The following is a 12828-nucleotide window of genomic DNA, read 5'->3' as shown; positions in this document are numbered from 1 at the left end:
CCCACGCGCCCCCCCCCCCCCCCCAAACACCCCCCCCGGGGTGGCGCCGGCCCCCCGGGGGGGGGGGGGGGGTGGTTTTTCCCCCGCGGGGGGGGGGGCCCCCCCCCCCGCGCCCCCCCCACCCCCGTGCCCCATCGTTGTGACAAAGGAGAAGGCCGTGTCGGAGTTCCCGAGCAAAGACCAGCTGGCTTTGTTCACGAGAGCGGGTTCTGGCTCAAGTTCTGTGGAGCGGTCACGTTGGGCGACGTTCAACTCCCGCGATCGTGAATGGTCGATGACCAGCCGGGCCCGTTCGACAGACGTGTCAGTCGTGTTCGGGAGGATGCCGAGGTGAACGATTTCAAACCGCTGTTGGAGCACGTCCGGACTGCCGCCGCGAACAGTGAGAACCTGCAGGACCCGATCACCCCGCAGAGCCTCGACGCTGTGGAGCAACAGCTGGGTTTCCGCCTGCACCCGCTCCTCGCCGCGCTCTACACCACCGTGGGCAACGGCGGATTCGGCCCGCAGGACGGCCTGTTCGAGCTCTTCGAAGCCCCAGAAACCGAGCAGACGAACACGGCACTGGGGAACTGCCACACCCGAGGCGTCCCGGGTGGAACCGACCCGTGGTGGCGTTGGCCCGCTGGCGTCCTGCCGATCCTGAACTGGGGCTGCGGCATGCTGGCCTGCGTGGACTGCCACAGCGCCGACGGCACCGTCCTGCTCTTCGAACCGAACGCGATCGACGGTGAGGACGCCTCTACGGCATGGTTCGTCGACTCACACAGCCTTGCCGAGTGGCTGCGAACCTGGCTCGACCGGCGTGGTTGGTACGAGGCGGACCAGGTGGACGACGACTCGGACATGCAGCCCTGGCCCGATGCGGCGGACAGGCTCCGCTGACATACGACCCACGGTGGGACTACCGGTGGACACGACGAGGCCCATTGGACTGGAGCCAGGACGGCCATGCAGCCCTGGACCGGCTACTCGACCGCCTCGCCGACACACCCGCTCCGGCCGGCCCGACACCACGCGACTGGACGTGCCGTCGATGGCCCGCCCTGCCGGTCGTCGACGTCCGACAGGGCGGGACGGGTTGCCCATCGCGCGGAATATTCGGAGTGCGCCCAGGCCCGGGAGAGTGTCACAGTCACTGCCGTGACCTTGATGGACGTGCTCGTCGACTTCGCCCGAACCGGCCGGATCGGCCCCCTTCAGTGCGGAATGCCCTTGACCGAGGCCGAGGACCTCCTCGGTCAAGGGCGCCCTCACCCCGCCATCCTCATGAAGGGCCCCGACATCGACGGCTACCCCTATGCATGGGGAGGCCTTCGACTGGTCGTCACCCAGAGGGCCGTCAGCGGCATCTGGATCAACCTCTGGCCCGGATCAACGGTGAGTCTCCCGCCGCTCGTCCTGCCTGACTCCGAGTCGTTCGAGGCCACCGTGCTCCGCGAGGAACTGATCACGGCCCTCGACACCGCGGGCTGCCACCACGAGGTCAACCCCGTCCTCACCTTCGGCGAGCAGTCGAGCATCCTCACCCGGCCCGCCGAGGTCTGCGCTGTCTTCAGCCTGCCCGGCCGGGACCACCACGTTCCGCATCGCGATCTGCACTACCTCGACGTGATGCACAAGCACACGGCTTGACAGTGCTGATTCCACAGAATGATCCGGTTGACGTGGCCCTCGATGACACCCGAACTCCAGGGCAGGGTCAACCCGGCGGTGACCGCAGCAAGGTCTCGCTCCAGGCCGTTGACGAAGGCGTTGAGACTCGGCAGGTCGTCGGCGCGGACCGCTTCGATCCACTGCGGGAGCCGGTCGCCTGGGAGCTCGGTGATCATCTTTCCGAACGCGCGGAACTGACAGGTGAGCGCGGCCATGGCCAGTCCCGTCTCCGTGCTCACCGGAGGCCCTGGCTGTGGCAAGAGTTTCGGGGCACGGAAAGATCAGCACTGCTGACATATCTGTCGCAGTCTCTGGACATTTCGCCCAGTTATGTCCTGCTTGAGGGACGCAACAATCGGCAGGTCAGAACGGAGGCTCTCCCGAGGCCGCCGACGCGCGGGTGGCGGGTTTTCCCCAATCGCCACCGCCTCCCCAGCCGCCGGTGCTTCCCGGCTGAACCGGCAGAGACGGTTCCTCTTCCAGCGCCAGAGACCACAAATGACGCCACCAGTTCCGGCGCGGTTCCACCTCGTCGAGCGAGTGCGGCCACCGATCCTCGTTCGGATCGGTCTTGGAGCGTTTGCAGAACACTTCGAAGATGGCGTCGACGACGTCCCCGTTGATAGGCACCGTCTTGCCGAGCATGGCCCGGCGGATGGTCTCCTTGCTCGCAGTGAAGGCGTCGTAGTCGGCTGCTATGGCGTCGGCGATCTCCTGAAGCGTCGGGCGCCCTGCTCGGCGGTAGTAGTCCCACAGCTCTTCCACGAAGTTGCGTCGCGCTCCCGGCGGCAGCTCCCAATCGGACGGCATGCGCAAGATCTTCGCCACGTGTCCCTCCCCAGCTCGTGACCACCTGAGCCTAACGAAGACCACCAGACACTCGTGATGACAACGCGATAACTCGCGAAGACTCGCAGAAACCACCACTAGACCAGCTCTGACCAGCAGAAACGTCCTTTCCCTACTACATTTGGGCGGCTCCAGACTGGAACTGCTGGGTCGCTGAGGCCCTGCGGCACGCTTCCGCCGGAGGTGTGTCTCGCGTCGTTGCTCAGGAGGGGAATCATCAGCAGGACCCGGCCCAAGCGCCGCTCTCACACCGTCGCTGCCCGTCAGGGACAGCCGCAACGTTCCGATCGCCGCGCGACAGTCCGGACGGCCAGCCTCGCGGCGCTCTCCGGCGCCATGGCCGCCGTCGGGAGCCTGATCGTCAACGGGCTGGCGCACTGGATCGGGCTGTGATCCCCGCATGTCCGGGCTGACGACAACGGCACGACCAAGCACGTCACGGACATTTCCGCGACGCACCACCCCAGGTCACAGCCAATCCGAACAGTCCAAAGGTCGGAATAGTCGACGAGGCGTCGATGCTCGAGCTGCCGCCCTCGGCCAGCTGCGCCCCGGCACCGTACGGGCGGTCGACGTCCGCGTCGGCCCCACCCCCGCGCCGCAGCCCGACCACGACCTCGACGACCCGCCGGCCCCCCCGCCTCGCACCCGCGCCGCCGGTCCGGCCCCCGCTCGCCGACCACACCGCCTACCAGGAACTGCGCCGCCAACTGCGCGAGCAGGCCCTCGCCCGCCAGGCCACGCTCGACGAAGCCGCCGCCGAGCGGGAGGCCATCCTGGCCCGGCACTACAACCGGCTGCGCGAACCCGAGGCCGCCCACCAGCACACCATCGAGGAGGCCGCCTGCGCCTCAGCCACGACCGCCGACGAACACGACCGCCAGCAGCGAGAGCGACACCGTGCCGCTCTCGCCGTCGCCCGCGCCACCCGGACCGGGACGATCCCGCTGCGCCTCTCCCGCTCTGCTCCGCCGCGGACGGGGCGGCGTGAAATACGGCTGGCACTCGGCTGATCCCCGCACGCGCGGGGGTCAGCCGGCGCCGCTTCCCGTGAGCTCGGAGACGGTCGGGTCCTCCCCGCGAGCGCGGGGGTTAGTACTCCAGCCGTAGATCGTGATCTTGTCGGTCCTTCATGATGGTGCTCATGACTGGTGAGCCCTTGTACGTGTCCCTCGCTGAGTTGCGCAGGTCGTTCGATGTGCTGCTGCGCCATGTGGAAGCCGCCGCGGCGGGCGATGCCGTCGCCCTGGACAAGGACTACTTCTGGTCTATCCCCTCGGACGAGCTGTACGACGTCGCCAGGGAGCCGGGCGACCTGACGATCGGGCAGCTCTCGGAGTCCTGGCAGCATCTGAGGGATCTGCTTGCCGACCAGGATCGTGCTCTGGGATACCACCTGGTGTGGCTCGCCGACGTCCTGCGGGCAATAGGCCAGGACTTTCCGGCGTAGCTCCTCCGGTCACAGGTCTTGATCTTCATGGTTGCAGAGCTACTTGCCGCCGGTAGTGGCCGTCACGGGCGCGGGCTTGGTGTCGGCGTCGCCACTGTGACCAGCGGAGGCGATGCCCGAAGTCATGGAGTGGTCGCGCGATCAGTGTGGTGAGGCCTCGGGGGCGGGCCCGGCGGAGACGGCGATCTCGCGGCCCGCGAGCTTGTCCTCGACGAGCTTCTTGACCTGCTCCTCGTAGGTGTCGTGCCACTCGTCGGGTTTCCACTCGATGGCGAGCATGCCGATGAGCTGCTCGGCCGTCTTGACCTCCTGCGCGGTGAGCCTGGTCTTCTCCGGCAGGTTGTCGACCTCTCGGCGGGGGTCGCGGACCTCGTCGGCCCCGCCCCCGCGCCGCAGCTCGAACACGACCTCGACGACCGGCCGGCCCCCCGCCTCGCACCCGCGCCGCCGGTCCGGCCCCCGCTCGCCGACCACACCGCCTACCAGGAACTGCGCCGCCAGATGCGCGAGCAGGCCCTCGCCCGCCAGGCCACGCTCGACGAAGCCGCCGCGGCCCGGGAGGAGATTCTCCGCCAGCACTTCAACCGGCTGCGCGAACCCGAAGCGAACCACCAGCACGCCATCGAGGTGGCCTCCAACCCCGCCACGACCGCCGACGAGCACACCCGCCAGCAGCGAGAGCGACACCGTGCCGCTCTCGCCGTCGCCCGCGCCGCCCGGGCCGGGGCGATCCCGCTGCGCCTCTCCCGCTCTGCTCCGCCGCGGACGGGGCGGCGTGAAATGCGGCTGGCACTCGGCTGATCCCCGCACGTGCGGGGAGGACGGCAGCCGCTGTCATGATCTTGGACGCGATCACGGCTGACCTCCGCTCCCGGGTCCGCCGCGCCTGCGGGGGAGACCATGCGGATCGACCTGGGCGAACTTGGTGTGAGCGCGCGGCACCGCGCCGACTGCACCAGGCCGCGCCGAGACCGGCCACCCTCCACGAGCTGCGCACCGCGCTGTCCCGCTACGGCCTGCTCGGCGACCGGGAACAGTTCGAGCAGACCCTGGCCGCCGCCCTCGACGCCTCCCCGTCCGGCCTGCACCAGGTCCCGCTCCTGCCTGCCCACCGGGCGGTTGCCGACGTCACCACCCACCTGACCGAGTCCTGCCCTCACCTCGCGTACCCCGCGCACCTCGCCGCCGAGGCACGCGCCCTCCTGTAGGCGGCAGGCGCCAGGGGAGGCGCCACTCGCGACGTCGCCCCGGCCGCCCCGGCGAAGCGCCATCGGGTCGGCCGGGCCCGCAGCAGCCCGGCAACCGCGGCCCGCCTCCGGGTGTCGCCCAATCCCGGCAGGCGCCACCCCCGAAGCGGGTAGCCTCGCAGCAGACGGAGAGATGGAGTAACGCCATGAGTCAGCCCGTGCACGACGGAGTCGAGCTGATCCCCCGGCCCGAGCGGAACCCGGCCGCGCTGAAGGCCGCCCTGGCGGTCGTCGCCGCGGACCGCCTCCCCGAGATGATCGACGGGCAGACGAAGGCCATGGTCGAGGCCATCACCACCGGCAACGTCCAGCCGATCCGCTCGTTCGTCGCGCACTGGGCCGCCGTCGTGGAGATCGAGCGGCACCCCGCCACCGCCCAGGCCTGGCACCGGGCGAACTACCTCGCCAACCACGCCGCGACCGTCGCCGAGTGCCGCGAGCACGCCGCCACCGTCGCCGAGCTCTACCGGGCCGCCTACGCGGCGGTGAACGCGTGACCTGGAGCTGGGAGTACCTGCCCAGCGAGCAGCACGTCACCGCCGGTGCTCCGGCCGGCTTCCTCACCGCCGTCGAACAGCGGGCCGCCGAGTTGGTCCGCGCCGCCGAGGCGCTCTACCTGGACGGCACCTCCTACCAAGGCAGCGGTGAGCCGATGCGCTACCTCGACATCGCCGGCGGCCTGCTTGCCTACTACGTCGTCCCCCGCCTGGAGCTCGTCGTGGTCTGCCAGGTCACGCCACCACCGACGCACTGACCCGCCGGCACCACCGGGCCGGGTCGAGGGGCACCGGATCAACGGCAAGATGGGCCGGACCGTCGTGCGGGACCTGCGGGGGGCGCCCCGCGGCATCGCCGTCGGCCCCGACCAGCGGACCGCGCACCACCAGGCCGTCGAACAGCCCGAGGCCCCGGTCCGCACCCGCGACGACGCGAGCGCCGGCTACCACCGCGCGCTCTCCGAGATCCGCCGCACCGACCCCGTCATCGACCCTTCGATCGTCGCCGCCATCGCCCGCCAGGAGCAGACCCGCCTCAGCCGACGCGAACCGAGGACCAGTCCGCCCAAGGCCTCGCCGAGAAGACCGACCACGAGGAAGCCACCGCCCCACCGCAGCCGCCAACAGCAGCCAGGCCCTCGCCGAACGCCGCGCCCGCCACGACAAGGCACTCCGCGCCGGCGCCGTCCCGCTGCGCCCGACCCCGTGCGCCGCCGCCGACTCGGCATCGCCCGCCTGCGGCCACCCGGTACTCGAGTCCGGCCGGCCATCCCCGTCCGGCGGCATGCCCACGTTCCAGCGTGGGAGTCCCCGGATCATGCCGGTGTTCACACCCCGCTGGGACAACCAGTCGTACAGCGGCTCCACACTGCCATCCTCCCACCGCGCCATCCGGTGGACAGGACTAAGGCGCGGGCCGCCCTCGACGAAGCAACCGCCGACCGGGAGGCGATCCTGCGCTGGCACTACAACCGGCTGCGCGAACCCGAGAACAAATGGCTCACGAGCCACGGTGCGGTGTTCGCCCCGGTCACTGCCGATGTCGAAGAGATCGCCCACGACTGCGGCACCTCGACCTCCACCGCGTACGAGGCGCTGGCTCGGCTGCAGACACTCCAGCTGGTCGAACATCCGGACCCGTCGAGATGAGCCGGCCGGGAAGACCACGCTGCGCCCGAGGTAGCTCGATGGGGTGAGGGCGTGGGGCTTTCGGCTCCCAGGAGGCGGCGGGCCGTAAGGATGGCGGGCGTGACGATCACGATCGGGGTCAGGGTCGATTTCTGGGACAAGCCGGCCACCGTGCCGGACGGGGAGTCAGGGGGCTATCTCTGTTCAGTGGTGAAGGAGAACGCCTCCACTGCACTGGCGGTGCCTGCGGTCGGGGACGCGTTCTCGGCCACCAGCCTGTTGCTGGGCCCGTTGGACGGTCGGCCGTACATCAGGACGCCGACCACCTACCCGTTTCACACTGTGCGGGTGGTCGAGCACTACCCGCGCCCGGTCGGTGACGGCCGCGAGCCCGGGGTGAACGTGGTGCTCCACACCCGGTTGGGCTACGAGGGCGAGTATCTGGAGGAACTGGTGCGCGTCTACACCGAGGCCGGCTGGCACTGGATGCCGGGTGAGAGCGAGGCCGTCGCGCGCGCCGTCGAGGCCACGCGTCCGGCCGCCGACTGACGCAACGCCGGCTCGCCGTCCGTCGGGTCGGCTCCGCACGTTAGGCCCCGGTGCCCCGTGGCGTGCGTCGCCGGCGCTCCGGCAGCCTCAAGGCGAACCGTGCCAGGGAACCCCCGGTGGCCGGCGGCACCGACACCTAGGACAACGAGCCGGTCCCATCGACCCGCAACCGCGCACGCCTGGCTCCTGCGTCCACTGCCCACCGATCCGCTCCCGACAAGAGGAAGACCAGCATGACCAGCCAGCAGAAGCTCCTTCGGGGAGCCTGGGCGTATACCGCGGCCGTCGCCGCCGAGCTCCTCGCCCAGGACTTCCCCGTCGACGGCGTCACCGTCGTCAACACCGTCAGCGAAGGGGATGGGGCGTCCGAGGCCGAGGCCTTCGTCTCGCTGCCGGCCCCGTGGTGGACCCGCGCCTACCCCGGGTACGAGTCGCCGAGCCTTGACTGGGACGCGGCCAGTGGATGGACCCTGCGGGCCGACCAAGACACGGGCACCACGGCGTACTGGATGGGCGAGGGCCTGACGCCCGAACCCGCCAAAGTCGCCATGTTCCTGACCGCTGCACGCGTCAACGGCCAGGTCGGCAGCACCGACCGGCCCTACTACCGGCGCCCGAAGCAGGACGACCCTGCCCCGCTGACCGACCGCCTGCTCGCCTATGAGGACGTCCTGCGCCGAAGCGACCCACTCATCAAGAGCTCGACGAGCGGGTGGCAACGCCCCCTACGACACGTCTTCAGCACGCTGCTCTCCACAGAGCACGCCCGCATGATCGACGGACACCTCACCGGCTGGCCCGAAGTACGGACGGTGCCCCTGCGGGCAGGAGAGATCCAGGCCCTCACGCAGCTTCTGGAAGCGTCCGACACCGCCGACGGCAATGATCTGGCCGCAGACCTGCGCGCCCGGTACGACGCCGCCGCCCAAGAGCCAGCAGACCGGACGATCCCTGCCCAGCACTCCACCGCCCTCACCCGGGCCACCCTCCGCAAAGCCAAGCGGCAGCCCGGCCAGTGAGAGCGGCAGGCGGGCCCGACACCGAACGGCGCGGCCCCGCCTCGCGTACCGGGCCCAGCGGCTCTCGATCCGCTACCAAACCGCTGAGCAGGACGCCCAGGTGGTCCCCCCGTGCACAAGGCCAAGGGCAGGCAGTGGCCCAGCGTGAGCACCTGTTCCCGTGGCCTACGACGCGGCCCGGTGGCGGCGTCCGGTCTGTTCGAGGGCGTGCTGGAGCTGGTCGCGGGTCATGGTGGATCGGTAAGGGATGTCGAGGTCGGTGGCGATCCGCCGCCGGACGGTCGGCGGCTCTACCTTCTGGGTGACCGCCCAACCTGCCGGTACGCCACACCCCTACCGCAGAGGAGAGCGCGAAGCACCAGGCGATGAAGGAGCGGATCGCCCGGGCCGCCGAACGCCACGGCCTGCACGCCGACCCGCAAGACCGCCCTGCACGCCAGAATCAACACATTCGTCGAACAGCACCTCGCCGACCCGGCCATGACCCCACAGACGATTGCCGATGCCCACCACATCTCCCTGCGCCGTCTCCAGCAGCTGCTCGCTGAGGACGACATGTCGCCGGCAGCGTGGATACGCCGCCGCCGTCTGGAACGCTGCCGCCTCGACCTGGCCAACCCCCGCCTGAACGCCCGCCCGATCCAGGCCATCGCCGAACGCTGGGGCTTCAGCGACCCAGCGCACTTCAGCCGCCTGTTCCGGGCTGCCTACGGGATACCGCCACGGGACTACAGGAACCCGCCGCCCCAGGTGCGCGCAAATCGTCAACAACCCTGCGCGGAATAACAAGGCCGGATGGTGTCCTGCTCGGCATCTTGGGTGTACCCGACCGGTCGCGCGGGCGCGCGACTGCGTCGTGGAGACCCAACACCCCTGATCACAGGAGGTACTCTCATGTCCAACCGAGCATTCACAGGCCTTCGTGGCCTTACTGTCGCCTGTGCGGTGGGCGCGGCCCTGCTCGTGAGTCCAGTGTCCAGCGCAGGCGCTGCTTCAACTGGGCAGGACGCCGTGGTGCACCCCAGCAAGGCGACCTCCGCTGCCGCCCTCCCCGCAGGATGCTGGGAGGGTTACTTCTGCGGGTCCCAGAACAACAGCACTCCGAACAACTACGGATGTGGCTGGCACGACATCAGGATGACGGGGTCAGGTTGGTGGGTCAACGACCTCAAGCAGGGCACCAGGAAGGTCAAGATGTACGACTACGGCTACAACCTGATCTACACGACCCCAGCGTCCCCGTACAGCGACTGGACGGCTGACTGGACCGACGTCTACCACATCTACGCCTGCTAGGGCTACATAGGATCGCCTTAACCGGTCAGTCCGGCGCGGGCGAAGGGGGCACCAGCCCACCGCCGGTACTGCGACGGCGCCTGCCGGGCCCAGGCGTACCGGGACGCAAGATCTCCGAGAGGCAGTTCGCGCTGCTGATGCTGATCGGAGCCGTGTGGCAGCAGGGCGACCGCCGCACGCTGCGGCAGCTGACCTGCCCGGTGTGCCATCGGCCGGTCTTCGCCTCCGCCGGCCGCAGGCGCGACGCGAAGTTCTGCTCGGACCGGTGCCGGTCCCGGGCGTACCGCCGGCGCGCGGCCCGGCGGGCCCGGACAGCGTGACGTACAGCCGTGGTACCGCCGGTACCACGGCTGTACGTCACGCTGCGGCGCTTCCGGGCCTGCGGGCGGGACGGGTGGATCAGTACCCCGCCCCCGGCGGGCACGCAGCGCGTGCCCATAGGGCAGGTTCTCGACCGCACCGAGGTTCTCGGCCTGGCCGGTCCGGAGCACCCTGCGGAGGTGGTTCCTCCCCGCACGGGATGGTGCCCGGGTCAGTCATGGTGTCCGGCTACGCCAACGCAGGCGCGAACGGCCTTGCCCGCGGCTGGTGGGGAGACCCCCGCTGTCAGCAGCGTACCCTCGGCATGCCCGTGTGCTGGCCTCCGGCCGACTCGACCTCCAGCCCACCTCCCCGGCTGCACCACCCAGCTGCCCCTCCTCAGCCACCAGCTCGTCGCCCGGCCTCCGACAGCACCGAGCGCTGCCGAAGGCCGGATAAGGGAGGGGCGGATCAGGGCAGCTCCGCCTGGAGGCGCAGGACGCGTTCGGCGGAGGACTGGCTGCCGTCGCTGTCTCCTCGCCCGTCACCACGCCGCCCTCGCCGTTGCCCGCGGCGACGCCGTCCCGCTGCGCACTGCCCGCCGACCGCTAGCGTCAGACCTGCGGTCCGCCACCCCGGGACGGCCGGCCGTTCCGATCCCGCCTCTGGCTCGGAGGGACGGGGTGACCGTGGGGCAGCGGTGTTCCAGCGGCCTGTGTGGGCCGGGCCCTTCCCGAGTCCTGGGTGCTCGTCAGGTGCGGCCCGTAACATCTGAGTATCTGTACGGATGCGTAGCGCACACGGCAGGTCTAGCGTCCTGCGGGGGAGTGGGAACGCGCGTCCATCTTCGGGGAGGGGAACCCACATGGGTGACAACGCCACTGGCAGGGTTGTGGTCCAGCCGGCGGACCTGCGGGCATCCGCAGGTATCGCGAAGGGACTGGGGGAGGAACTGGGTGCGCCCGTCCAGAACGCGGTGACCGCCAGCGAGACCGTCTCCGGCCAGCTCGCCGGCTGGTCGATCGCCGGCGGACTGGCGCAGTTGGGCACCGGCTGGTCCAAGCCGCTCGGTGACCTGCGTCAGCGGCTCGCGGACACCGCGGCCAACCTGAATTCCAATGCCGCTGCCCATGAGCACAACGACCGCGCGGTCGCCGGTGCGTGGGCCGTCGGACCGCAGGGGGGCAAGTGAGCCTCTACGAACTGCTGGTGAAGTTCGACCCGCACGGACTGCATGACGCGGCGAAGGCCTGGACGGCACTGGGTCACGCCGGCGAGAGCATCGGCCAGCGGCATCGCAGCCAGGTCAACGGACCGCTGGCCGGCAACTGGGAGGGGGACGATGCGAAGGCCGCGCTCTCGTACATGGCGAAGACGGAACAGCAGCTGAACATCGTCAAGATGGAGGCGGACGCTGCGGCTCTGGTGCTCAACACCGTCGCCGACCGTATCTACCAGGCGCAGACCAACCTCACCAACGCCGTGAACCGTGCGGTGGACGCAGGCCTGAACGTGTCTGCCGAGGGCGTCGTCAGTCTCCCGCCCGAGGGGAAAGGGGAGCACAACGACCCGGAGGCACAGAAAGCACGGCAACAGCTCGGTTCGGAGATGAAGGGGTTCCAGGACCGGATCAACACCGCGCTGAAGGACGCCCAGACGGCGAGTGATCAGGGCAACACGGCGCTGGGCCGGCTCAGCTCTAACGCCCTCGACCCGACCCGGGTGAACGGTGCACTCGCCGGGGCGAAGAACGCGGCCGCCGCCGCGATGCAGGACCTGGGCCTGGTCGACCCGTACATCCCGGACGGCAAGGACCCGGAGAAGTCCGCCGCGTGGTGGAAGGGGCTGACCCCCGATCAGCAGGACGCCTACCTGGCGCTGCACCCCGACAAGATCGGCAGGCTCGACGGCCTTCCCACGACGGTCCGGGACGAGGCGAACCGCCTGGTGCTCGACGAGAAGCTGGACGCCTACCGGACAGGGAAGCCGGGCGACTTCGGCATCGACGAAGACGAGTACAAGTCGCGGATCAAGGCCTTGGAGGAGATCCAGAAGAAGCTGACGGCGTCCGACGGGAACCCGGAGCCGCACAGGATGTTCCTGCTCGGACTCGACCCCGAAGCGCACAACGGCCGGGCCATCGTCTCCACGGGTAACCCCGACAGAGCCCAGCACACGGCGGTCTTCGTGCCGGGCACCGGGACCGTTTTCGCCGGGGTGCCGGGGCAGATGGACCACATCCGGCGTCTGCAGAAGGCCGCCGAGGACGAATCCGACGGCCAGAACGTCGCCGTCGTCTCATGGCTGGGCTACGAGACACCGAACTGGCTGGACGGCTCGGTAGCCGAGGGGGACCGCGGGGATGCCGGGGCACCCCTGCTGCGCAACTTCACCAAGGGCCTGCGGGTTGCCGAGGGCGAGAACGGCACCTGTTCGCATCTGACCTTGATGGGCCACAGCTACGGCAGCTACGTCGTCGGGGTGGCCGCACGCGACGGTGGGGCGAACGCCAACGACCTCCTCGCGCTCGGCAGCCCTGGCATGGGGGTGGAAGGCGCGTGGCAGCTCAACATCGACCCGAAGCACGTCTGGGTCGGCACGGCCAAGGACGACTTCATCCAGATGGTCACCGGCACCGTTCTCGGCGACGGTCCCCAGTACAGGGACTTCGACGGGCAACGCATCCAGATCGATACCAGCGGACATGGCGGCTATTGGGACATGGGCTCCAACGGGGCAAGTGAAAGCCTCGCCAACCAGGGACGCATCATCGCGGGCCGTCCGCCGACGCTCGCCCCCCAGGGCCCGCACTGACCCCGCCACCAGTCCAACCAACC

18 protein-coding genes are annotated in these 12828 nt (G+C 70.0%); 15 read left to right on the top strand and 3 right to left on the bottom strand.

Annotated elements, in window-relative coordinates; translation table 11 throughout:
• The first annotated feature begins 330 nt into the window (after nt 1-330).
• Both ACFY0X_RS36055 and ACFY0X_RS36050 read left to right on the top strand, forming a co-directional pair.
• A complete protein-coding gene (locus ACFY0X_RS36055; RefSeq protein WP_387760745.1) occupies nt 331-885 on the top strand; it encodes an SMI1/KNR4 family protein in 555 nt (184 codons plus the stop codon).
• A 258-nt stretch (nt 886-1143) separates the two neighbouring features.
• Nucleotides 1144-1635, top strand: coding sequence for a hypothetical protein (locus ACFY0X_RS36050; protein WP_387760744.1), 492 nt, complete (start codon nt 1144-1146; stop codon nt 1633-1635).
• Here ACFY0X_RS36050 and ACFY0X_RS36045 read toward each other — a convergent pair.
• The gene (locus ACFY0X_RS36045; RefSeq protein ID WP_387760743.1) at nt 1602-1871 is read right to left on the bottom strand and encodes a hypothetical protein; all 270 of its coding nucleotides are present in this window, start codon (nt 1869-1871) and stop codon (nt 1602-1604) included. The genes ACFY0X_RS36050 and ACFY0X_RS36045 overlap by 34 nt on opposite strands.
• Nucleotides 1872-2019: 148 nt before the next feature.
• Entirely contained in the window at nt 2020-2484 is a 465-nt protein-coding gene (locus ACFY0X_RS36040; RefSeq protein ID WP_387760742.1) for a hypothetical protein, read from the bottom strand.
• Nucleotides 2485-3023: 539 nt separating this feature from the next.
• Between ACFY0X_RS36040 and ACFY0X_RS36035 the strand changes: the two genes are divergently transcribed.
• Nucleotides 3024-3518, top strand: a complete 495-nt coding sequence (locus ACFY0X_RS36035; protein ID WP_387760741.1) for a hypothetical protein — start codon at nt 3024-3026, stop codon at nt 3516-3518.
• A 131-nt stretch (nt 3519-3649) separates the two neighbouring features.
• Complete coding sequence (locus ACFY0X_RS36030; RefSeq protein ID WP_387760740.1) at nt 3650-3955, top strand: hypothetical protein; 306 nt, start codon at nt 3650-3652, stop codon at nt 3953-3955.
• 141 nt (nt 3956-4096) lie between these two features.
• Here the strand turns inward: ACFY0X_RS36030 and ACFY0X_RS36025 are convergent, their stop codons facing one another.
• Entirely contained in the window at nt 4097-4360 is a 264-nt protein-coding gene (locus ACFY0X_RS36025) for a hypothetical protein (RefSeq protein WP_387760749.1), read from the bottom strand.
• Between the two features lie 96 nt (nt 4361-4456).
• Between ACFY0X_RS36025 and ACFY0X_RS36020 the strand changes: the two genes are divergently transcribed.
• From ACFY0X_RS36020 to ACFY0X_RS35970, 11 genes are all read left to right on the top strand, one after another.
• On the top strand, nt 4457-4756 hold the full coding sequence (locus ACFY0X_RS36020) for a hypothetical protein (protein ID WP_387760748.1): 300 nt from the start codon (nt 4457-4459) through the stop codon (nt 4754-4756).
• Nucleotides 4757-4791: 35 nt separating this feature from the next.
• Nucleotides 4792-5163 carry a hypothetical protein gene (locus tag ACFY0X_RS36015; RefSeq protein WP_387760739.1) on the top strand — a complete coding sequence of 124 codons (372 nt, stop codon included), beginning with the start codon at nt 4792-4794 and terminating at the stop codon, nt 5161-5163.
• A 185-nt stretch (nt 5164-5348) separates the two neighbouring features.
• A complete protein-coding gene (locus ACFY0X_RS36010; RefSeq protein WP_387760738.1) occupies nt 5349-5699 on the top strand; it encodes a hypothetical protein in 351 nt (116 codons plus the stop codon).
• Nucleotides 5696-5956, top strand: coding sequence for a hypothetical protein (locus ACFY0X_RS36005; protein WP_387760737.1), 261 nt, complete (start codon nt 5696-5698; stop codon nt 5954-5956). The genes ACFY0X_RS36010 and ACFY0X_RS36005 overlap by 4 nt, the downstream gene beginning before the upstream one ends.
• 637 nt (nt 5957-6593) lie before the next feature.
• Nucleotides 6594-6848: a hypothetical protein gene (locus ACFY0X_RS36000; protein WP_387760736.1), complete on the top strand. Its 255-nt coding sequence runs from the start codon at nt 6594-6596 to the stop codon at nt 6846-6848.
• Nucleotides 6849-6947: 99 nt separating this feature from the next.
• Nucleotides 6948-7376, top strand: coding sequence for a hypothetical protein (locus ACFY0X_RS35995; RefSeq protein WP_387760735.1), 429 nt, complete (start codon nt 6948-6950; stop codon nt 7374-7376).
• A gap of 233 nt (nt 7377-7609) precedes the next feature.
• The gene (locus ACFY0X_RS35990) at nt 7610-8395 is read left to right on the top strand and encodes a hypothetical protein (protein ID WP_387760734.1); all 786 of its coding nucleotides are present in this window, start codon (nt 7610-7612) and stop codon (nt 8393-8395) included.
• Between the two features lie 480 nt (nt 8396-8875).
• Nucleotides 8876-9181, top strand: a complete 306-nt coding sequence (locus tag ACFY0X_RS35985) for a helix-turn-helix transcriptional regulator (protein WP_387760733.1) — start codon at nt 8876-8878, stop codon at nt 9179-9181.
• Nucleotides 9182-9532: 351 nt separating this feature from the next.
• On the top strand, nt 9533-9691 hold the full coding sequence (locus ACFY0X_RS35980) for a hypothetical protein (RefSeq protein ID WP_387760732.1): 159 nt from the start codon (nt 9533-9535) through the stop codon (nt 9689-9691).
• A gap of 1165 nt (nt 9692-10856) precedes the next feature.
• Entirely contained in the window at nt 10857-11183 is a 327-nt protein-coding gene (locus tag ACFY0X_RS35975) for a hypothetical protein (RefSeq protein WP_387760731.1), read from the top strand.
• Entirely contained in the window at nt 11180-12805 is a 1626-nt protein-coding gene (locus ACFY0X_RS35970; protein WP_387760730.1) for an alpha/beta hydrolase, read from the top strand. The genes ACFY0X_RS35975 and ACFY0X_RS35970 overlap by 4 nt, the downstream gene beginning before the upstream one ends.
• Nucleotides 12806-12828: the final 23 nt, after the last annotated feature.

Origin of the sequence: Kitasatospora sp. NPDC001547 (genome assembly GCF_042894165.1) — a bacterium.
In the GTDB taxonomy this organism is placed as follows: Bacteria; Actinomycetota; Actinomycetes; order Streptomycetales; family Streptomycetaceae; genus Kitasatospora.
Note: the sequence above shows the minus strand (reverse complement) of the source record. Positions and strands in the feature narration are given on the sequence as shown.